The following is a 20,931-nucleotide window of genomic DNA, read 5'->3' on the forward strand; positions in this document are numbered from 1 at the left end:
CCAGCTCGCGTAGCGGCATGGACTTGTCAAGAGGGATGGTGCCATCACGGTTTGTCATGCCATGATCACCCGGGGTCGACGGGGTGTCGGCCCAGGAGAGGAATCACCTGTGGCCGGCCCGAACGCCTAATTCGGCAGTATCCACGGGGAGGACGCGTCGGCGATGTGCGGCCTCTCGTTCCCGAGTGACGGCGTACCGTTCTACCGGCGTGCTGAGATTCGGTGCGAGACGGTCGGTGTGCCCCGTCTCGGTTTCGTGGACGGTTCGGCCCCGCCGGTCGTCAGTGGGACGGTTGTTCCGGGAGGACTTGCGGTCGTTGACACGGCGACGAAGAATACTGTGGCCACCTGAGCAGCCGAGAGTGCGGCGCAGGTGCGGGTGGCACGCCGACCTGACATTAACCCGAGGACCCCGGCCCGAGCCCTGGGGTCCTCGGCCGTTCCCGAGCCCCGCGTGGTTCCGTTCCTACCCAGTCCCGTTCTCGTCCGCTGTTCGGCGCATCTTCGCGACCTGTTCCTTCATCAGGTCGTCGGTGCGCTCGCTGTGCCAGACGGTGCCCTCCCACTTCACGTACTGATCTTCGCGCTCGCGGAGGAGAACGGGCTTGAGGTGTCCGTGGAAGAGGAGGTAACGGCCTTGGTTGCGGCGGCTGCGGCTGAACCACTTCGCGCTCCTCTCGTGCCGGGCGAGGCGGTTGGCCGCAAGGCCGGGGAGGGTGCCGCGGACGCGGCCGGGCGTGTAGGTGATCAGGGGCCAGCTCGGCGGGCGCCAGGAGTCGGCGAGGGCCCAGTGTGCGACGGCATCACCGGTGCGGTCGGTCGGCTTGTAGGGGTAGGTGACGCGGCGGGCGACCTCCGCGAAGAACCGGTTCTGCTCGGCTTCGGTGCCGCCGGCCAGCCGACGCCAGTAGGGGGAGGCGATCAGCGGCGCGAGGGCGACGGCCTCGGGATAGACGGCGGCGAACAGGCGCGAGGTGCTGAAGTCGAGGTAGTCCTGCTTCTCCCGGTCGAAGGGGATCAGGATGTCCAGGCGGTCGTCCCAGGTGTCCCAGGTGCCGAAGGCAACCGGGCGCCCGTCGGGGGACCAGATGTGTGCGCAGAGCATGAGGCCGGTCAGCACCGCGTCGTATATGGCGGCCCAGCCGTAGCGCCGCAGCAGGAGCAGGTGGCGCCGCTGTGCGTCGATGATGTCCGGGAGTCGGGTGAGGTCGACGGCGGGGTGGTCGATGTCGGGCGGGCCGATCCAGGTGTGGTGCCGCAGGCAGACGTAGGTGTGGTGGGGCAGGAGCCGGACGACCCGACCGCCGGGGTGGCGGGTGTCGCAGAGGTGGCAGCCGGTCTGCGGCTGGTGGCGGAACATCTCCCAGTTCGGCGGCGGGTCGCGTAGTTCCGGCATGGCCCCGGCCAGGGCGTGGACGCTGCGACCGGTCAGCGCGGCGAGCCTTTCGGGGACGACGACGCGGCGGCCGGCCCCGGGATGGGCGGGGCGGGTGACCTGCGACCACAGACCGTCGACGTCCAGGCCGTGCAGGATGGCCAGTCGGCTGATGTAGGACGGGGGGATCTCGTGCCGGGCGGGAGGAACGGGGTCGGGCAGCGTGCGCAGGAGCATCAGGCCGCGCGCCTCCGCCGCCCGGTCGCCTTGGCCGGGGCGGTGAGCTGTTCGGACTGCTCGGCGGCGAAGTCGACGGGAACGAGTTCGAGCAGTTCCTCGGTGACCGCCTCGCTGCCGTCCTCGATCGCCAGCACGGCGGCGCCGCGGATGAGGTGGGACAGGCTGCCGATCATGCCGCCGGTGCGGTGGAAGAGGTAGTCGCTCATCGCCGGGAGCGTGCCCGGGGTGTGCTCGTGGAGGCGGAGCATCGTCTCCAGGGTGCTGACCAGACCCCGCCAGGCGTCCTTGTCGGCGTTGGTGGCGTAGGAGAACGGGACGGCGGGGATGACGACGAAGCGCCCGGCGATCTGCCGGCCCCGAGTGCCGGCGAACAGGCCCTGGCTCTCGACGTCGATGCCCGCGTAGGCGAAGGTCGCGGGCAGGCGCTCGGCGAAGTACTTCAACTGGTCGGAGGCTTCCGCCCCGGCCCGGGAGCCGAGGTTGAGGTTGTGCAGCTCGTCCACCAGGACCAGGTCGACGTGGACGTGGGCGGCGGTGGCGCAGACCGCGTCCACGATGTCGGTGTGGGTGGCGCGGGCGGGGAACGTCAGCCCGAAGAAGCGGGCGAACTCCGTCGCGAGCATCTTCGGTGTGGCGGCCGGCGGGACGGTGACGTAGAGGACCGGAAGCCGGGAGCGGTCGCGCGGGTGCCGTCTGCGTGTGGCCAGCTCGTGCGCGCGGCCCAACTGCGTGAGCGCGGTCGTCTTCCCGGTGCCGGAGGCGCCGGAGAGGATCACGCCGCGGCGGGCGGAGACCTGGTGGCGGTTGAGCTGGACCAGCAGGCGGGAGGTGGATATGACCTTGCGGATCGTCGGGGTGTTCACCAGCGGAAGGTCCGCGTGATACTCCCGCCGTCGATCATCCTGGCGCCCCCGTACCCGTGCGGTCAGGGCGGCTCGCTCGGCGGCGCTCAGCAGCGTCGGCGCCGCGGTCTCGTGCTCGACGTAGCGGCGCCAGCCCTCCTTGGTGGTCAGCGGGGAGTCCGGCGGGGCCAGGTCCTCGGTGTCCGGCTGCGGCGTCCTGCTCGCGGGCGTGCTCATAGCCACCTTTCGGCTTCGGCGTGGGGGTCGAAGACCCCGAAGGGCACCACCTCCGCGGACGGCGAAGCCGCCGCCGCGGAGTCCGGCGCGGGGTTGGAGGAGGGGGCGATGTCGGACGCCGCGGTGGGGCCGGGGAGGGCCGCGGCGGCGCGGGTGCGCGCCAGGACGCGGGCGGAGCGGGTGTCCGGTCCGTGCTCGGCGCGGGTCAGCAGTGCCTCCAGGACGCGGGCGACGGCGGCCTCGTTGGAATCATCCAGGCCGGCCGCGGCGGCGAGGCGCCGGGCGTGGTCCCAGGTGAAGTCCGCGAAGGGGCCGTTCACCAGGGGCAGGTGCACCCACGGTGCGGTGATCCAGCCGCCGGAGGTGCGGACGAAGACGCGGGAGAGGTCGTAGGGGTCGTAGTGCACCTCCCAGAGCCCGCGTTTGGCCGCGTGGCCGGAGTGCTGGCGCCGCCAGGGCCCCAGCTCGGGCGCGTCGTAGGTGCGGTGGCCGATGCGGATGCCGTAGTCGTTGATCGCCCGCCAGGCCACCGGCAGCAGCTCCAGGTAGTCCTCCCCGCGCAGCACCAGCGGCAGGTAGCCGGCCGCCGCGACCAGGGAGGCGTACTTGTCGTTCGGCGACACCGCCTTCCCCGGCCTGAACGGGTCGCGTAGGGCATCGTGCGGCCTGGCCTGCCATCCGGCCAGCAACCATTTCTCCAGCAGTTCCTGGAGTTCGGGAATCGTCCAGACCGCGGCCTGCTCGATGCGATCGCCGCGGCGGGTGACGTCCCGGCCCGTGTAGCCGGCCAGGTGCTGGCAGAACAGCGTGTTGATCGCGGAGAACGTCGCCTCCACCACTCCCTTGTCCGTCGGCGTGCGCGGACGAGCCCGTTGGACGGAGATGCCCAGGCGTTCGCAGGCCCGCACGAAGGTGTCGGAGATGAACACCTTTCCGCCGTCGATGACCACCGTGTCCGGCACGATCACCGGCTTCGCCGCGGCTTGGTCCATCCGCGCGTCGACGTTGAGGAGCTGGCGGTGCGGCAACCGTGAGGACGCCATTGCCAGGCTCGCCGACCAGCCCGGCCGCATCGGCTCGGGGACCAGCATGCGTGCCAGCAGCAGGGATGCGTCGACCGCCTTGGTGCCCACCGGCCGCAGCACCGCGGCGCAGATCGTGCGGGTGGCGACGTCGACCGCGATCGTCAGGTCCGCCCGCGCGGTCACCCCGGAGTCCAGGACCACCATGACGTCCAGCGGGGTGGAGTCGATCTGCACCTGTTCCCCGGGCCGGTCCGCGAACGTCGGCGTGAACGGCCCCTGCGGCCGGTTCGCCGTCTGCCGCCGGGTGACTGCCGAACCGAAGGAGTGCCGCCCTGAGGAGAGCGCGTCGATCAGCCGGTAGAAGGTGTTCCGGCTCGGCAGGGGCACGACCCCTTCCCCGTGGGTGGCCTCCACCAGCTTCACCGCCCGCCGGATCACCCGTGACCGCGTCCCGGTCGAGACCTGCGTCTGGTCCTCCAGCACCTGGCGGACCGCCGCCACCACCCGCGCATCCGCCCGCCCGGTCGCCTCCCGCACCCGCACCAGCCGCTGATCGACCAGCCCCCACAACCCCTGCCGGGCGTAACGCGACCGTTTGTCCATCACCGTGCGCAGGCTCACCCCCAGCTCGTCGGCCTTCGCCTGGGCCCGTTCCACCACGCTCCGCGCGACGGGGTCGTACTCACTGCGCGGGGTGGTGCCTGGTTCGGCGCCGGGTGGCAGGCCGGTCTCCACCTCCACCACGTGCCGCTGCCACTTCACCGCCGCCGTCCGCGCTGGCTCCGGCAGCGTCTCCAGAAGGCCGACCGGCTCCATCTCAGGCAGCGGCTCGACACCGGTAACAGCGAAGTCGGGCGCCGCCATCAAGTACGAGGCCAGCACCACCGACTCCGCCCCTCCGGCCGACCGCAGTCGCACCGCCGTCCCTGCCAGGCCCACCACCTGATGGTCGTCCGCGTCGAAGCTCACCCAGTCGCCCGGCCGCAGCACCGAGCCCCCGCCCGCGGTCACCGGATCACCCCCGACGAGACGAGCGATCCGGCACTCAGCGGCTGCGACATCTCCGCCGTCAGCTCGTGCGACCACAGCAGGTGGAACAGCACCGGCAACACCGCCAACGGCTCACCCGCCGACGCGGCGCCGTCCATCAGCGCCAGCGGCTCGGTGAACACTTCCCGCAACCGCGTCGCGGCCGGCTCCACCCGGTGACGGGGGTGCCGGTAGCCCGCCAGCCACCGGACATTGCGGACGATCACCGGGTCCGGGGCACCCACCAGCCGGAACTCCCACCCCACCTCAGCGCAGGCCGCCTCGGTCGCGTCGAACTTCGCCACGTCCCGAGGTCGGCGCCGCTCGGCCGGGCGGCAGTCCACGACCACCGCCGACCCGTCGTCGCGGCGCGCGAAGTAGTCAGGCGCGTGCGACACCGGCCGCCCGCCCGAGCCCGCCCAGAACAGCCAGAACGGCTGGGAGGAGATCCCCACCACCGCCGGATCGAAGTCCAGCAGCATCACATGGTCCCGCTCCAGCCACGACTCGTACCCCACGTGACCGCCGGTCGTCGCCGACCACCACCGGCCCGGCAGGTTGCGCTGGCGGCGGTACGAGGTGAAGGCGCGTACGGGAAGAGCGTGCTCGAACGGAACAGCCCAGACATCCGCCAGCGGCCGGCGCAACTCCGTCCCGTCCGGCGCGACGTACGCAACCTCGAACCCGGTCTCCGGAGGACCAGCAGATCCACCCGGCAAGACCTCCAACGCACGCACCACTTCCGGCAACCCCACCCCTTGATGCAAGGTCACATGGACCACTGCAAGATCAGATGCAGCTTAGAGCTGACATCTGCAAGGTCAAGCCGTACCGGACAGATCCGAGTGCCCGAGATCCCCCTCGTTGATCATGATCTTGAATTTAGAGGACCAAGGTATCGTCACTTCGTGACGATACAATCAGCCAAGATGACCGAAGCGGACCGGATGAGAGCGGGGGGTGAGCGGGCCGATGGGGTGGGTGACCATGATCGGCCCCTCCGACGAGCAGGTTGAGTACCGCCTTACCGGCGGCCACGGCTGTGGGAAGTCCGTAGCGGTCGACGCCGCCCCCCTCGTCGCCGCCATCGAGGCCAAGGCCGAAGCTGCTGGTGCCTCCGTCGCCTCCCTGCTCGCCAACCGCGAGGCCAAGCGCGCCTTCTTCCGCGCCCGCGGACTCATCCGCAGTAAGGGCACCGCGAGGTTCACCGGCTTCGACGCCGTCGAAGTCGCTGCCGCAGCCGGACTCGACGCCCGCGACCTCTACGGCGAACAGACCCTTCCCCCACGGCCGACCGACGGACAGGTGGAGTACCACCTCGATGCCAGCGAACGCCCCCTGGTCTGGGTCGGAAACGGCCTCACCGAGTTCGACATCGCCCCCGGCAGCGTCCTCGCCCCCGAGCGCTTCCAGGCCGCCCGACGCCTCATGCACGGCGAGGACCCCCGGACCGGGCAGACTCTCGTAGAACCCAAGCTCGCCATTGCGCCGGCCGCCAAGCTCCCCGCCGCCCCGCTGGCCCGTGCCATCCGCCGCGCCGCCGCCGAACGCAGCGTGAACCCCGCCTCGCTGCTGGACTCCAAGCGCAAGCAGGACGCCTTCCGCCGGATGGAGAGCCAGCTCAAGCGGTTCGGGGAGTCGCACCGCGTCCCCGTCTCGACGGTGCTGAAGCTCGCCGACGCCGTCGGTATCGACGCCGTCGGCCTCTACGGAGAGGACCTGGTGGAGAAGGCCGTGGCCGCAGAGGCGGGCGGCCGTCTGGACGCCCGTGCGCTCCTGCGCGCGGTCGAGGTCCGCGCCACCGAGACCGGACAGCAGCCCGCCGACCTGTTCGACGCCGCGTTCATGAAGCGCCGGTACGTCCAGACCGAGGGCGAAGGTGCACGTCGTCTTCGCGACCTACCGATGGACGTGCGTGAAGCTGTCGCGATGGCCAAGGCAGCGGGACTCTCGCCCGAGGATGTATGGGACGCCGAGGAGATCAAGGCCGCTCTCCTCGAAGGCCGCGTGCAGGTCGGCAACTTCGGTGCCGACGTCACCTTGGACTTGGCGAAGTCGAAGTCCGCGTTCCTCGCCTACGCGCCCGAGGAGATCGCCGCCCAGGTCGAGGGCATCTACACGGCCGCCGGCCGGGAGTCCATCGGTGCCCTGGAGCGGTGGACGGCGTACGCCATGCGCGGCCACCACGGCGACGGCGACGAAGCCGAGACCGTGACGACGAGCGGGTTCTCCGGCTGGATGATGGTCCACCGCGCCGCCCGCCCTGTTGACGGCGCCCCGTACGGCGACCCCCACTTCCACCTGCACTTCACCCTGGCCAACATGGTCAAGGGCACCGACGGCAAGTGGTCCACGATGGCCAGCGGGGGCCGCGACCTCCACCGGCACACCCGTGCGACCCAGTCCCTCATGAACGCCCGCATCCGCCGGGAGCTGACCGACACGTTCGGTATCAGTTTCCGTCGTGAGGAGCGGACCGGTGCGTGGGAGATCGCAGCGATTCCCGAGGCCACGATCCGGCTGTTCAGCAAGCGGGACAGCCAGGTCCGGGACCTGCTGACGAAACTTGGCATCGACTACGACAGCGCCACGACCCGGGAGCGCACCGCGGCCTCCACCGCGTCCAAGGCCGCGAAGAACGGTGAAGCCGCCGGAGTCGAGGACGACGTGTTGCGCGCCTACTGGCAGGCCGAAGGCCGCGCTGCCGGTGACGACCCCGACGCCATCGCGGCCAGCGCGATGGAGCAGGCCCGAGCGGACCGGAACCCGTCTCTGGACGAGCTGGGCGCCCAGGTCTTCGACCCGAAGACCGGCCTGACCAGCCACTCCAAGGAGTTCACCCACGCCGCCGCCATCGCCGCCGTGCTGGACGCCCTCCCGTACGGAGTCGCGAACGCCGAGGAAGCCGAACAACTCACCACCTCCGTCCTTCGTCACGCCGGATACGCGGTTCAGCTGAATCCGAAGGGCGCTCAACACTTCACGCACGCCGACCGGTACACCACGGCGGACGTCGTGGCGGCGGAAGCGCTGATCGTCTCCGAGGCAACGAACCGGCTCGGCACGCAGGCCGCCGTCGTCAGCCGCGACACGGTCGACATGACCTTGTCCACCGTCGAGGCTCAGCACGGTGGCACCTTCGCGTTCTCCGACGAACAGCGCGCCGTCCTCGAACGGCTGCTCACGGCCGGGCACGGAATCGACGCAGTCGTGGGCATCGCCGGAGCGGGCAAGACCACGATCATGGACACCGCCCGGCAGGCATGGGAGGCCTACGGTCTCGTCATCGCCGGCGCGAGCACGGCCGCCGTCGCCGCCGCGAACCTGAAGGCCGAGGCAGGCATCGAGTCGCGCACCCTCGCAGCCTGGCTCACCGGCATCCGCAACGGCGGCCCCGGCCTCACGGGCGTTGACGTGCTAGTCGTGGATGAAGCCGCCATGTGCGATGACCGCGACATCGCCGAACTCCTCACCCACGCAGCGATGACCGGCACGAAGGTCGTCGGCATTGGTGACCCGAAGCAGTTGCACTCGCCCGGCATCGGCGGTTCCTTCGCCGCCGTGCACCACATCGTGGGCGGACTCAGTCTCAACGAGAACTTCCGGCAGAAGGACGCGATCGAGCGGCGGGCCCTGGAGCTGTGGCGCGACGACAACCGCGTGGAAGCACTCCGCACCTTCGCCGGGACCGGCCGCGTGCACGCCCTCGCGGACAAGGACGCCACCCTCGCCGCGATGCTCACCATCTGGGCCGACAAGCGCGCCGCGCACACCGACGACCACACCGCCGTGCAGCAGCTCCTCATGCTCGCCGCCACCAACGAGGTAGTGGAGGAACTGAACGTCGGGGCTCGTGCCCTGCGGAAGGAGAACGGCGACCTCACCGGTCCCGAGTACACCTACGCGTTGCCCGGCGGCGGTGAGCTGATGCTGTCCGTCGGTGACCAGGTTCTCCTTCGGATCAACGACTACCGGGGCAAGCGGACCCGAGGCGAGAACGAAGACGTGCTGAACGGCCTCCGCGGAATCGTGCGGGCCGTGGACGAGGAACGCCGGGTGTTGATCGAGTGGCGGGAGAAGACCGCCGACGGCCACCGCGACGTTGCCGAATGGGTCGAGGCCGACTACATCGCACAGGGCGGACTCAGCCTCGGATACGCGATCACCGGCCATAAGTCGCAAGGTCTCAGCGTGCAAGAGGCCCTGGTCTACGGTCCCGGAGCCCAGGCGAACGCGCTCTACACGATGATGAGTCGCGACAAGAAGGAGTCCCACCTCTTCCTGCCGCTCTCCGTCTACGAAACCGACGCCGACCGCGCCCGCAGCGGCGACGCACTCACCGAGCAGGAACAGCTTGACCGCGCCGTCGCCGGTCTCATCCGCGAGATCGAGAACGGCACCGAGGAACGCATGATTCTCTCCGAACTCCCCAGGAACGCGGTGCCCGCCCATGTTCGCCAGGCGGTAGCGGATCTGCCGATCCCGCGCGGCCCCGGTGCGGGAGAACTACACGACGCGGACGCCCCCCGAGAGGGCGCGGAGCCCGAGGTCCGATCTACCCCGGCCACGGCCGGGCGGCGCGAGGCGCTGACTACTCTTCCTGAAGCCGCGCCGACGGCTGATCGTCCGTACGTCCACCTCAGTAATTCAGCCCTGCGCGACGCTGTGCGCAAGGCGGCGACGGCGGCTCGCGCCACCAGCACGGCTGCTGAGAAGGCGGAGGCCGCTGCCGACCATGCCGAACGGGAGGCTGCTGCCGGATCAGGCCCGAACTCGCTCGCGCTCCACCGCCGCCATCAGGATGTTGCCGAACAGGCCGCAGCCATCCGCGAAGTCCGAGCGCTGGACAGCACGATTGCTGAACGCACCGCCCGACTGAACGGCACGCAGGCCCGTATCGAAGGTCTCGAACAGCAACTGGCCGCGACGGGCCGTTTCGGGCGACGCCCAGCGCTCCGCGGTGACGAGCGTGCTGCGGTTGAGGCGGACCGGGAGGCACTACTTCGTACCTGTGAGGCGACCGGACAGGAGCTGGAGCAGATGAATGCGCGGCTTCAGGAAGTTGCCGAGCAGGCCGGACCCGTCAGCGAACACGAAGCTGTGCTTACGGAAGCGGACATGCCGCAGCAGGAGAAGGCCGTGCTGCTTCGGCGAGCCATGGACAAGGACAACGAGTCAGCCAAGCAGCTTCGGGCCGAGGCCATCAAGGCTCGCAGCACTGCTCGCGGCGCGGACCACCGAGTGTCCAGCCTCCAGAAGGAGGGGCGTCTGCGAACCCAGCGCCGGGGTCAGCACCTCGACGCCGACGAGTCCGTGGCGCCGTCATCCCCGAAACCCGAGTCCTCGTACGCCAACCGAACCGCAATGGACCACACACAGCCCGGCCCGCCGCCGGACAGCGCTCAGGACGCACCGCCCGTGTAGAAGGTGCCTGAGAGTGCCTAGGTCGGCGGAGCGAAGATCGCCACACGAGATCACTGCCGAGGTAGTCGAGGCGTGCGTGCACGGTGCCCTGGTGTGGGTGCGGTGGGCGCTAGCAAGACTTCAGACCGTACTCCTGGGCGCTGTTGAACCTCTGGTGCATGACCTACGCGGAGGCATCTTCTCCGGAGGAGTCCTGGCTGCTCGACTGGCCGCTGCAAACATCCGCTGAGGCCCCCGTTCCGCGTTCGCGCTGGATCAGCTGTCTGTGCTCGGGATGCGGTGGTCCTGCCGATGGGCGCGAACGTTTCGGTGGTGACCGTCGCGGCGTCTCGTGGTCGCTCGTGAAACACCCCGCCGCGCGGCGATCATGCTGCGCGTTTCTGCGCCGATCGAGTGGCGCACACCGGACCTCCGTCAGGAGGTCCGGTGTCGCGTTCGTCGTCATACCCGGATCGGAGCCATCCGGGCCAGGGTTGTCCCCGTCAGCGAACGTGATTGCTACCTGGGAGCGCATCTCGGGACCCCGGACGGGGGTTTTCCTGTGCGTCGAAACAGCCGCACGTGTGGACGTCGGCACCCCTCTGCGCCCGGGTCGGTGAAATCTGCGGTTGCCCCGGCCGGCCTACCGGTTCGGGACCAGGGTGTCAGGCCCAGGTCTGGCGCTGGAGGAAGAGGTGCCTGGTGGTGCCGGAGCCCTGAGTGAAGGCGAAGAGCAGGCCCTCGTGGTTGGCGATGACCGGGCTGACGTGGGCGTCTCCGATTTCACCGCCCAGGGATTCCCAGGCGCTGTAGGGGGTTTCGTTCTCCGTCTTCTGCACGGCGACCCACAGGGCCTTGTCGGTGCCCTTGGCCAGGACGTTGAGACGGCCGTCCTGGCCAAGGGCCGCGGTGGGCCGGTCGATGATGCCGCCGCCCAGGGACACGGAGGTCTCGAAGGAGTCGTAGTTGGGTGTCTGCCCCACGCGCCAGGCGGCGCCGTCCGAGCCACGGTAGAAGATCTGCGCGCGGGCGGCGGCGTCCACGACCGCGGTGGGCCGGGTGGTGACACCGCTGGTCTCGTGGTGCCAGGACTCCCAGGAGTCCCAGGAGTTCGCGGCCGCCTGCTGGATGGTGTACAGGGTGTCGCCGCCGCCCTTGACGGCAACCACCAAGCGGCCCGATCCGTCCAGGACCGGGGAGGGGGTGGCGAAGATCCCCCCGCCCAGGGAGACCGCCCCGGTGTACGCCTCGTACTGCACGCCCTGGTTGCGCACGTGCCACAGCGCGCCGTCCGTGCCGCGGAAGAAGACCTGAATGCGGCCGTCGGCGTTCAGCGCGGCGGCCGGGTCCCCGCCGATGTTGGTCACGATGCGGGCCGGGGCGCCGTAGGCGGAGTTGATCGCGGTCTGGGTGATGACCTCGAGGTGGTTGTCCGGGGTCCGGTAGAAGACCCGGATCTTGCCGTCCTTGCCCCGGACAGCGCTGGGCACACCCGCCACGGCGGACCCCTGGTGCTGAACCCAGCCGCCCCATGAGCGGTCACGGTTCTCCGTCCTGCTGTAGAGGGTGTTGCTTCCTCCCTGGACGAAGACCTGGACCCGGTTGTCGGCAGTCAGTACCGGGGCGGGCTCGGCGAAGATGCCGCCCTGAAGGTTGATCCAGGTACCCCACTGGGTGCCCGGGGTGGTGGAGACGGGCATACGCACTCCTCACATCACAGACACGTCATGTAGTCGTGTCACTCCGCAGCGTGTCCACTCGAATGGCGGAAGATGCGGCCCCAAGATGAGACAAACGGGAAACCACTCCATGGGGTGAACAGCCCGGTTTCGCCCGGGGCGGGACCCGCCCCGAGGGGGCGAAGTGCTGTGGTGACGCGACTGTTGCGGGGACAGCGCCCAGGCGGCTTGCGAGGTGCCCGCACGACGGGCGAAACCAGGGGCCGGTGTCTGCCGGCGAGTACAGAGTGACCGTTCACGATGCTCGTCGTTCACCGGCATGTGAAGACGATCAAGATGATCCGCGTTGTCGCCGCCGTCTGCATGACGGTGGCCGCCACGGCAGCGGCAGCCCCCTCCCACACCGGTTCCGCAGCGCCCACCGCCCGTCAGGCCATCGACGAGACCTGCACCCCGGAGACGGACACCTACAGTTCCGACCGGTGGACCTCAGCCCGCTGGCAGAGCTGCCTCAGCACCTACGGCGGGCCCCACGGTTCCTTCCAGGCGAAGTGCTGGCGCGGGCAGACCATCGGCTGGAGCCAGATGAACTGCACTGTCACCGGGCGGTTCGAGATCCGCGACGGGCAAGAAAACCTGGTGAAGAGCGGTGATTTCGGCCTGGGCTACAACGGACTGATCGACGAGCCCACCCTGACCACCAACGCGTTCCGCTTCAACTGCGACGGAAGGACCCACGGCCAGTTCACCTTCAAGACCTTCGACACCAAGGCCCAACTGACCGGAAGCTACAGCCACTACCAGGCCGCCGAAATCCCCGACACCACCGTCACCCACACCATGTGCTGAATGGGCCACCGTACGCTTCAGCCGCCCCGGGACGGTTCGAGTGGCTCTCCAGGCTCCCGCCGACCTCGGGCTCGACTGGGCTGCCTAGGCAGACGGCTTCGCTCGCTGGAGTGTCCACCAAGGCCGGAGCCCCGGGAGGTAGACCTCCCGGGGCTCCGTAGGGCCTGTTCGGCCATCTGCACAGGATGGAGCAGCTGTCCGCGATCGGAAGGCGGTGGTCGTGATGATCTCGCCGAGCCGATGGCCCTGGTCCGTCGGGCCCGCTTAGAGGTCAGGCCCCGCGGTTCGCCTTGCCGAGGACCGACTCGAAGGTGATTTCGTTGTAGTCGGTTCCCTGAATGTCGATGCCGATGCCCGGGAGCGTCCGCCGCAGCGTGTCCTTGGCGTCGGCGAAGGCCATCTTCTGCTTGATCGGGGCCCCGTCCGGCATCCAGGCGTAGAAGACGATCTTGCTCCGCGCGCCCGCCCCTTCCTTCTCGTACTCGAAGCCATAGACAGCCCACCGGCACGCCGTCTCCGGCAGATCCGCGAGGAAGGTGTCGTAGTCGGGAGCCCCGGACACTTTCTCCACCACGATCTCCTGCCAGTCATCGCTCATGGTGAAGATGACGTACTTGTGCTTCTGGGAGACCTTCAGCTCCTCGTACGCCTTCCGACACGCATCGTTGACCGTTGCCATGGCATTCCTCCACCCCTCGAAAACTACCCTGCGTATCAGCATAGTAGCGGAGCGGATGCAACGCTCAACATGCTCACATCGGCCCCGGACATCGGTGCCCGTACGGACCGGCCTGGGCGGGAGGGACTAACCGCGGCCCTGGGAGTGGCCACCGCAGCCGGGCGGGGCGGCCCTGCCCGGCACCGCCACCTGGGCGAGACGTGCATAGAATCGAACACGTGAACGATGAACCGTCGCGGCTTCAGCTGCTCCGCTTCGCCCGGCGCGTGGTGGTCGAGCAGGCGACGGCGGCCCTCGCCCAGATCGACGGCTGGATTGCGGTGGAAGAGCGGCACGAGGCAGAACGACGCCGGGGCGAGGAAATGCGGCCACCTCCGCCTGAGTGGCTGATCCAGCACGGGCTCAACCGCACGAACGTCGACTCCGTGCACACCGGTGAATGCTGGGCAGCGGCCAAGAGCGGCCGGTGCCGTCCGGCCACCCGGCAGCAGGCGCTGGAGGCACTGCGCCAGCAGGTGCCGGCCTGCGTCCACTGCCGACCAGACACGGCCCTCGGCATCCTCGACTAGCTAGTGGCCCCTGGCGGTTTACACGGCTCGCGGCCGACCTATGTCCCGCTTTCCCGGTGCAGGATCGCCGCCCTCGCTGCCCAGGCCAAGAGGCTCTGTCCCCGCATGGACAGCCCAAGCCGGTTCCAGTGAAAGATCACGTGGTAGCTGAGCACCTGCCTCAGCCCCCGGTCGAGCGTCCCGTCCTGTACGGCACGGCGGAGCTCCTGCCCCGTGCTGCGGAAGGCGGCGGCCCACTCGGCGACGGGCTCCAACAGCCCGTCGGGGCGCAGCAGGACATCACTGTCGGCGAAGAGCAGCGGCCGGATCTCCTGCGCGCGGGCGTCGAGCCGGTCTGCCGGGACGTCGCTGACGGCCGATCGGTGCTCTTCCGTGATGACGCGGTGCCACACGTCCCCCTGCTCATACCACTCCAGACCCGCGGCGCGCATCATGATCGTGCAGAGGAGAACGGACAGCTCCCGCGGTCCCACGGCCAGGCCCCCGCGCTGCCTCAGTTGCGGTGCCTCTCGGCTGTCGGTGACGAACAGCGCGTGCGCAGCCGTCATGCTGACCGCGCCCCCGAATGCTGCGGTTTCCGGCTCGTAGATCCCGGGCCACCACCGTTGCAGATGCCCGTCGGAGACAAGACGGTCGAAGCCGTCGCCGAGGGTCAGTTTGGTTCCGGCCTCGGGCTGTAGACGAAGGCGCAGGCGCCAGCACGGGTGCTTGCGGGTGTACCACCAGCCGCTCATGAGCCCCGCGGCCTCTGCCTCCCGAAGCACGGGGAGCACGTGCGTGGTGAAGGTGGTGTCGGCGTCCGTCCAGTCGGTGAAGTGGAGGTACACCTGCCACCAGTCGGTGGCGGCGGCGTGGCGGGCCAGGGCCTCCCGGCCGGCCTGGTCGTAGACCGCCACGGCGTCGGACAGGATCGTCGGTTCCATCCCGTACTGAGCTGCGACCTCGAGGATCGGCAGGCCGGTGAGGGCAGCGGAGACCGCGCGCTGAATCGGGCTCGGCTCCGTCAAGATCAGTTGATCAAGAGACATGCGTCCCATCCGGAGATCGGGGCCTGCTGTGAGGCGTAGGTGGTGAGGGCGAGCGCGGTACCGGCGTCGCCGTTGATCAGGCCGGGCCCGGGAAGGCACGGCTGGGCGTTCGCTGCGAGGGTGTCGCCGAGGCGCTTCGGGAGGGTCTGAAGGCGGGGGTCGCGGGCATCGGCAGCGGCGCGGGTTGCGGTCTGGTAGATGCCTGCCCAGCCGTGGCACAGACCCGAGTCGGTGACGTGGGCGAGCTGTTCGGGGTCGGTCAGGGCGCGGTACAGGGCGTCCTCGTAGAACGCCTGGACGTCGGGGGCACGCAAGGCGAGCCCGGCGAGTTGCCCGGCCCGTGCGATGCCCGTGGTTCCGTAGCACCAGCTTGGGCGGGTGGGAGCGTCGTGGTGCGGGCGCCCGAGGTCGAGATCGCGGCGCGAGATGTGCTCCGGCCACCAGGGACCGGAGGGACTGAGCTGGCACCAGGTGTCAAGGTGTTCGCAGATGCTCCAGATGGCTTCGCGGTGGCCGCTGACGGCGATGCCGCGGCGCATGGCCTGGGCCAGCAGGAGGAGCGGACCGGTGATGCCGTGGGCTGCACCGAAGTTGCCGTGGCCGCCCGGGAAGTGGGGGGATTCACCGCGGGCCGGGTCGTGGCGGACCCACCAGCCCGGCAGGCCGCGGCCGTCGGGGACAAGGGGGTGGGTCAGGGCAACGAGGTACTTCAGGACCCGTTCCAGGAGGAGCCCTTCGGGGTCGGTCCGCAGGAGGTACGCCCCGATGCCGGTGAGGCCGTAGAACAGGTCGTACTCGGCGAACGTGGGCAGGTCGCCCTTGCGGATGCGGGTGAGAGCGGCGTCCACGCGGCGGTGGGTCAGGTCGGTGATGTGCTGGTGCAGAGTCCGGCGCGCCGGTTCGTACAGGTGCTGGAAGGACGGCGGGACGGTGGTGAGGACGAAGCCGAGGGCCGGGGCGCCGAGGAACAGTCCGGCGGTGTCGGCCGCGCTGATGTGCCCGGCCGCTGCGGCGGTGATCCATCGGTGGGCGGGGCGCCAGGAGCCGCCGTGACGGCTGGCCATCTCGATGTGCAGCAGGCTGATTCCGGCGGCGCCGTCGGCGAGGGACTGCACCGCCCAAGGCTCGCCCGGGGGCGGCGGAGCGGGTTGTGCGAGGTGGGCGGTGTACTGCTCCAGGATCGTCGCGGTGGTGGCGGCCGGCGCGGTCATCGGGCGGCCATCCTGTGCTGGAGGGCGGCGGTTCGTACGAGCCGGATCGTGGTCTCCTCGGCGCGCGGGTCGACGCCCAGGGCCCGGACGTGGTGCTGGTGCAGTAGCGACCTGGCGACGTCGAGGGGATCACGCTGGCCAGTCAAGGTGTTCCGGTAGGTGTCCACGGCGACGGCGCGGGCCCGCCATGCTTCGGCGACCGCAGGGCCGCCGGGGAGGGCCGCGAGCGCGGAGGCGCCGTTCGGCGCGGCGAGTTCGAGCACCTGGGTACGCAGGGTCCGGTTCAGTCGCCCCGTGCTCTGGGGGAGGTTGCGCACCAACCACTCCTCGGCCGCCGCGTTGTTCGGCGCCAGGGGGGTGACGAGGTGCAGAGCGCTGGCCGCGGCGAGGGCCTGCGGGGCGAAGGCGTCGGTGCGCTCGGTGAGCTGGATCTGTGCGAGGGCGGCGGCGGAGTCTGAGGCGAACACTTGGTGCGCGGCGTCCATGGCTGCCTCGCTGCCGAAGCGCCCGGTCTGCGGCTGGTAGGGAGCCAGGACGAGCCCGGCCGCCAGACCGGTCCCGTGCAGGCTGTCCGCCCAGGTACCAACGTGTTGGGCGGCGGCCCCGTATGCGTCCGGCGGCAGGTGCAGCGTGAGGTCGAGGTGCTGGTCGGCGTCCGGGCGGGCCATCTCCCGGTGCCGGGTGAACCACCAGACCGGCGGGGTGTCGCCGAACGCGGCGAGGAGGCTGGGCAGGTGGCGGCTCAGGATCTCGTCGTAGCGGCGCGGGTGGGCGTGCAGCTGCGCGAGCAGGACGTCGCCGGCACCCGGAAGATACCGTCCGAGGGCCGGCGCCGTGGTGGCGCGCGGCCGGGGCACATCAGCGGTGTCCGGCTCCAACCGGCCCAGGGAGAGCCAGATCTCGTGTGCCCGCCCGATCCAGCCTTGGGCGTCTGCGTCCGGGACCTCGCGCAGCTCCAGGCGCCGGGCGTTGTCGAGGTGGGCGCGCAGCACTCGGCGGTGGACCGGGTGGGACAGGTCGAGGGGGAGGCGCTGGTCGTACTCGATGATGGCGACCTGCATGGGGACCCGCAGCCGGTCCCGCCAGGCGGTGAAGGCGTTCTCCCACTCCTCGGTCGAGGTTTTGCGGCCGGGCAGGTCGTCGGCCATCAGCAGCCATCGGGCCTGCGTGAGGATGGTGCGGCGGTAGCGCACCCGGGGGAGGAACGGGAGCCGGGAGCCGGCGCCGAAGTCGAACGGCTTGTAGGCGGCGTACCGCCCGTGGGCCACTTCGGCGAGGAACCGGGCCAGTGGTGGGGTCTGCGTCCCGCCTTCCAGAGCATGCAGGACCCGCACGTCGATGCGCCGGCCGGTGGAGAGCTGCACGAGGTGGAAGCTGCGCGGGTCGGCGGTGACGGCGATGTCGGCGAGCGGGATCGTCGTCTCGTCCGTCTCCTGGTGGCCGGACAGCTCGATGACGTGCGGCAGCAGCCGCGGTGTGCGGGTGACGTTCTCGTTGCGGTGGCGGCGCGGCGGGAATACGAGCTGGGCCGTGAGGCCATCCGGCGCCCCGTGGTACGTGGCGGCGAGTGCGTCCTGATGTTCGGGCGGCAGGATGTGGGCGAACCGGCCGGTCATGCTGCTGCCGGGGCGGGGGACCGCGGTGAGGAGGACGTCGAAGGTGCCGCTGGACAGTGCCCGGGTGCTGGGTGAGTGGACTTCGAAGGCGGCCTCCACCCGGGGCACGAACAGCCGCTCGTCCTCTCCGGCAGCCTTCTCCAGGGCGTCGACCATGTCGTCCGTCAGGCGGAGTTCATCGCGGCCGTCCAGGAGGACTTGCTGCATCAGCGCGAGCAGTAGTTCGTCGCGGTCGGTGCGCACCTTCAGGGCGGCGCCGCGTTCGGAGCCGACGTATCCGGCGGGCAGGCCCAGGCCGCTGTCGGCGACCAGGTCCATCACCGGCACCAGGGCGCCGACGCCGTACCGGGCCCGGAAGCGGCGGTGGTAGTCGCGCCAGTGCTGGTAGCCGTAGGGCTGCGGGGTGGTCCGGTAGAGGGCCGACACGGCTGCTTGCACTTCCGCGATCACGGCCTGCGGGAGCTGGGTCTCGCAGTCGAGGGCGGTGTCAATGAGCAGCGGTGTCGGGGTGACGGTGGTGAGGGCGCGCATCCGCGCGGCGACGGCGCTCACGCTGGTGTCGGAGAGCGTCGGCTGGTGGGCGGATACGTCGTCGCGCAGCGCGTACAGCGCGTGGACCAGGTCCCGCACCTCGGAAACGCTGTCCGCCTGGTGCGCCTCCAGCTCGTGGCACAGGTGCTGGAAGGCATCCACGGTGGTCATGGGCGCCCAGAGGCTGGTGATGAGGAACTGCTGCTCGACCAGGCCGGTGAGAAGGGCGTCGATCTTCTCAGGTGTGGCTTGCGGGAAGCGGTCGCGCAGGTGGGAGTGGAGGTCGCCGTAGGAGATGGGGGTGCGGGCCGCCTCCATGGCGGCGGCCACCGGCCGGGCGCTGCGGACGGATATCTCGACCGGGGCCAGCAGGACGGCGTGACCGTCGGAGGGCGGGCCCGGCGCCACGAGCCGGTCACCGCGGGCGCGGGCGGCGTTGTTGGCGACGAGCGGTAACCGCTTCAGTAGCGCGGGGGTGCGCTGGAGCCGGAGAACCATGTCGGTGACCCATTCGGCGTCCGGCCGGATCACCGCGCGGTGCTTGTCGCGCCACCGCGCGCTCACCCGGGGCCCGACGGACACCGGGGCGGTGCCGGCGAACAGCCCGAGCGGGGTGGGCCGGTGCTGCCACCGCAGGAGGTAGGAGACGGTCGACAGTGCGGTGCGGCGGACGTGACGGGGCTCGGTCTGCCGGCCCCGGACGACGGCCTCGATGGCGTCGGACAGGACGGGGGTGGCCAGCTCCAGCGCGCTGCGGAAGTCCTCGCGCTGCCAGATGCGGTTCAGCCATCCGCGGGTGACGGCCACGTTGTCCAGGTCGAGGGTACGCGGGATGTCTGCCGGCCCGGGGCTGGTGGTGGCGCGCAGCATCGCAACGCCTTGCCACTGGTATCCGGCGGCTGCTCGGGAAGCCATGAGGCCCTTCCATGAGGCGGCGCGGGGAGGGAGAGGGGCCTGTGGGGCCGGACGAAGCGCTTCGCCCGGCCCCACAGGTGAGGGGTCGGCCTGGATCAGGCCGGGTCCTCGGTGAAGGAACCACAGGCGGAGGCACCGGTTGCGCAGGTGCTGCCGCAGCCGTCGCCCGTGGCGCACATGAGATGGCCGTACGAGTGCTCGGCGATGACGACCTTCACGTCCAGGGGCGCGAAGTCGTCGTCCAGGTCCGCCGACGACGCGGGCGCGACCGGGGGCGGGGCGAGAGTGGCGCTCGTCATGATGTGCCCTTCCTCTTGTTCGGATGGTGCGGGACTACTGGCTCCCGGTGTTACGCCGGGGGCCAGGAGAGCGAGATCCGGCTGTGCACCTTGTCGATGACCCGGTCGGCCGGGATCTGCTCATCGGGGGTGCCAGCCGGATAGACCCGGATGACCGGGCTGAGGCCGCCGCGCCGGTCGGCCTCCCAGTCGCGGAGGACGCCGGCGATCTTCTCGGCGAACTGCTCCGCGTGCGGGCCGAGGGCGTGCACGCCGTACTCCAGGTGCTTGTTGTCCTCGGTGCGGCGGGTGACGAGGTAGGCGAAGGTGTCGTCCTGGACGGCCGCGAGCGCGAACCGCTTGTTCACGGGATCGACCACGCTCGTGTCCGAGTTCTCATCGACGGCCATCGTGCAGAAGCCCGGCAGGCTGATCGCCATCGCCATCTGGAGGGTGTCGATGAGTTCCTGGATGCGGACGGTGACGCCGATCCACAGCTCGTGGCGCGGGAACGTAACGGCGTTGTCCAGCCGGTGCGGGTCGGCCGGCAGGCCGTCATCGAACTTGAGCCCGATCTCCGGGGTGCCGTTGACGAGGAGGAGCTCTTCCCGGTGGGCGGTGGAGCCCTGCATCGGGACGAAGCCGCAGATCCGCGCCGACTCGCTCTCCAGATAGGGGCCGTGCTCGCCCTTGACCTGGGTGAAGGCGACCGACCGGGTCAGGCCCCGCATCCGCAGCGGGACGACGAGCCGGCCGCCCTGCCTGAGCTGCGCGGTCCAGGCCGGGGAGATGTCCCAGGCCCCGGCGGTCACCATCACGACATCGACCTCACCGAGATCCGGGACGGGCTCGGCCGCGTCGGCGGTGACGACGTGCACCTGGCCGTAGCCGTGCTCGTCCAGGAGCCGTCGCGCGCGGTCGGTGACGGCCGGGTCGATGTCCACGGTGACGACTTCACCGTCCTTGCCGACGAGCTCGGCGAGGTAGGCCGCATTCAGCCCGCCCGAGCCGATCTCCAGGACCCGCATGCCGGGCTTCACCTGGGCCTGCTCCAGCATCATGGCCTGGATCTGCGGCGCGGAGACGGAGCTGAGCTGCACGCCGTGCTCGTCCGTCTTGGTGATCACGGCGGCGTACGTGTCGTACGCCTTGTCCAGCGGCGTGTCAGGGATGAACGCGTGCCGGGGCACCCTGCGCATCACCGCCTCGACCTCGGAGGAGGTGATGTTGCCGTCCGCGCACAGCTCGTCCACCACCTTGTTCCGCAGGCGGGACGCCTCGTCGGGCTCGACGGTCGTGTTCGTCATGGACTTCCTTCGGTCGTTCGTGTTCGGGGGGGGGTAGGCCGGCACGCGTGCCGGGGGCCGGGAGGCTATCGGCGAAAGCTCTCCGTTCTCGTCGGACCGCCGAAGGTTGGCGGGTTCG

General features: G+C 70.3%; 14 protein-coding genes. 3 read left to right on the top strand and 11 right to left on the bottom strand.

Annotated elements, in window-relative coordinates; translation table 11 throughout:
• Positions 1 to 466: 466 nt before the first annotated feature.
• Genes ABD374_RS20150 through ABD374_RS20165 form a run of 4 tightly spaced genes read right to left on the bottom strand, consistent with a single transcriptional unit; the run spans position 467 to position 5,467 of the window.
• Complete coding sequence (locus tag ABD374_RS20150) at positions 467 to 1,612, bottom strand: TniQ family protein (RefSeq protein WP_344496970.1); 1,146 nt, start codon at positions 1,610 to 1,612, stop codon at positions 467 to 469.
• A complete protein-coding gene (locus tag ABD374_RS20155; protein WP_344496971.1) occupies positions 1,612 to 2,694 on the bottom strand; it encodes a TniB family NTP-binding protein in 1,083 nt (360 codons plus the stop codon). The genes ABD374_RS20150 and ABD374_RS20155 overlap by 1 nt, the downstream gene beginning before the upstream one ends.
• On the bottom strand, positions 2,691 to 4,730 hold the full coding sequence (locus ABD374_RS20160; RefSeq protein WP_344496972.1) for a Mu transposase C-terminal domain-containing protein: 2,040 nt from the start codon (positions 4,728 to 4,730) through the stop codon (positions 2,691 to 2,693). The genes ABD374_RS20155 and ABD374_RS20160 overlap by 4 nt, the downstream gene beginning before the upstream one ends.
• Complete coding sequence (locus ABD374_RS20165) at positions 4,727 to 5,467, bottom strand: TnsA-like heteromeric transposase endonuclease subunit (protein WP_344496973.1); 741 nt, start codon at positions 5,465 to 5,467, stop codon at positions 4,727 to 4,729. Before ABD374_RS20165 ends, ABD374_RS20160 begins: the two co-directional genes overlap by 4 nt.
• A 241-nt stretch (positions 5,468 to 5,708) precedes the next feature.
• Between ABD374_RS20165 and mobF the strand changes: the two genes are divergently transcribed.
• Complete coding sequence (mobF, locus tag ABD374_RS20170; RefSeq protein WP_344496974.1) at positions 5,709 to 10,172, top strand: MobF family relaxase; 4,464 nt, start codon at positions 5,709 to 5,711, stop codon at positions 10,170 to 10,172.
• Positions 10,173 to 10,816: 644 nt separating this feature from the next.
• Here mobF and ABD374_RS20175 read toward each other — a convergent pair.
• A complete protein-coding gene (locus ABD374_RS20175; protein WP_344496975.1) occupies positions 10,817 to 11,851 on the bottom strand; it encodes a PLL family lectin in 1,035 nt (344 codons plus the stop codon).
• A 315-nt stretch (positions 11,852 to 12,166) separates the two neighbouring features.
• Between ABD374_RS20175 and ABD374_RS20180 the strand changes: the two genes are divergently transcribed.
• Positions 12,167 to 12,679, top strand: a complete 513-nt coding sequence (locus ABD374_RS20180) for a hypothetical protein (RefSeq protein ID WP_344496976.1) — start codon at positions 12,167 to 12,169, stop codon at positions 12,677 to 12,679.
• A 271-nt stretch (positions 12,680 to 12,950) separates the two neighbouring features.
• Here the strand turns inward: ABD374_RS20180 and ABD374_RS20185 are convergent, their stop codons facing one another.
• Positions 12,951 to 13,358 carry an actin-binding ADF family protein gene (locus ABD374_RS20185; RefSeq protein WP_344496977.1) on the bottom strand — a complete coding sequence of 136 codons (408 nt, stop codon included), beginning with the start codon at positions 13,356 to 13,358 and terminating at the stop codon, positions 12,951 to 12,953.
• Positions 13,359 to 13,576: 218 nt separating this feature from the next.
• Between ABD374_RS20185 and ABD374_RS20190 the strand changes: the two genes are divergently transcribed.
• Positions 13,577 to 13,927 (top strand): DUF6233 domain-containing protein, encoded by a 351-nt coding sequence (locus ABD374_RS20190; RefSeq protein ID WP_344496978.1) that lies wholly within the window; start codon positions 13,577 to 13,579, stop codon positions 13,925 to 13,927.
• A 38-nt stretch (positions 13,928 to 13,965) separates the two neighbouring features.
• Here the strand turns inward: ABD374_RS20190 and ABD374_RS20195 are convergent, their stop codons facing one another.
• The 5 genes from ABD374_RS20195 to fxlM all read right to left on the bottom strand — a co-directional run bounded on the left by ABD374_RS20195 (position 13,966) and on the right by fxlM (position 20,813).
• Complete coding sequence (locus ABD374_RS20195; RefSeq protein WP_344496979.1) at positions 13,966 to 14,934, bottom strand: thiopeptide-type bacteriocin biosynthesis protein; 969 nt, start codon at positions 14,932 to 14,934, stop codon at positions 13,966 to 13,968.
• Positions 14,935 to 14,936: 2 nt separating this feature from the next.
• Positions 14,937 to 16,166, bottom strand: coding sequence for a lanthionine synthetase C family protein (locus tag ABD374_RS20200; protein ID WP_344496980.1), 1,230 nt, complete (start codon positions 16,164 to 16,166; stop codon positions 14,937 to 14,939).
• Positions 16,163 to 19,228 carry a lantibiotic dehydratase gene (locus ABD374_RS20205; RefSeq protein WP_344496981.1) on the bottom strand — a complete coding sequence of 1,022 codons (3,066 nt, stop codon included), beginning with the start codon at positions 19,226 to 19,228 and terminating at the stop codon, positions 16,163 to 16,165. Before ABD374_RS20205 ends, ABD374_RS20200 begins: the two co-directional genes overlap by 4 nt.
• Positions 19,229 to 19,323: 95 nt before the next feature.
• Entirely contained in the window at positions 19,324 to 19,527 is a 204-nt protein-coding gene (locus ABD374_RS20210) for an FxLD family lanthipeptide (protein ID WP_344496982.1), read from the bottom strand.
• A gap of 50 nt (positions 19,528 to 19,577) precedes the next feature.
• Positions 19,578 to 20,813 carry a methyltransferase, FxLD system gene (gene fxlM, locus ABD374_RS20215; RefSeq protein WP_344496983.1) on the bottom strand — a complete coding sequence of 412 codons (1,236 nt, stop codon included), beginning with the start codon at positions 20,811 to 20,813 and terminating at the stop codon, positions 19,578 to 19,580.
• Positions 20,814 to 20,931 lie beyond the last annotated feature (118 nt).

The organism is Streptomyces enissocaesilis, from assembly GCF_039533765.1.
Taxonomy (GTDB): domain Bacteria; phylum Actinomycetota; class Actinomycetes; order Streptomycetales; family Streptomycetaceae; genus Streptomyces; species Streptomyces enissocaesilis.

Bases quoted from the DNA above. Each gene is read 5' to 3' on its own strand.
- ABD374_RS20180 (WP_344496976.1), top strand. From the start codon at position 12,167: ATGATCCGCGTTGTCGCCGCCGTCTGCATGACGGTGGCCGCCACGGCA.
- ABD374_RS20185 (WP_344496977.1), bottom strand. From the start codon at position 13,358: ATGGCAACGGTCAACGATGCGTGTCGGAAGGCGTACGAGGAGCTGAAG.
- ABD374_RS20200 (WP_344496980.1), bottom strand. From the start codon at position 16,166: ATGACCGCGCCGGCCGCCACCACCGCGACGATCCTGGAGCAGTACACC.
- ABD374_RS20155 (WP_344496971.1), bottom strand. From the start codon at position 2,694: ATGAGCACGCCCGCGAGCAGGACGCCGCAGCCGGACACCGAGGACCTG.
- fxlM (WP_344496983.1), bottom strand. From the start codon at position 20,813: ATGACGAACACGACCGTCGAGCCCGACGAGGCGTCCCGCCTGCGGAAC.
- ABD374_RS20210 (WP_344496982.1), bottom strand. From the start codon at position 19,527: ATGACGAGCGCCACTCTCGCCCCGCCCCCGGTCGCGCCCGCGTCGTCG.
- ABD374_RS20175 (WP_344496975.1), bottom strand. From the start codon at position 11,851: ATGCCCGTCTCCACCACCCCGGGCACCCAGTGGGGTACCTGGATCAAC.
- ABD374_RS20205 (WP_344496981.1), bottom strand. From the start codon at position 19,228: ATGGCTTCCCGAGCAGCCGCCGGATACCAGTGGCAAGGCGTTGCGATG.
- ABD374_RS20150 (WP_344496970.1), bottom strand. From the start codon at position 1,612: ATGCTCCTGCGCACGCTGCCCGACCCCGTTCCTCCCGCCCGGCACGAG.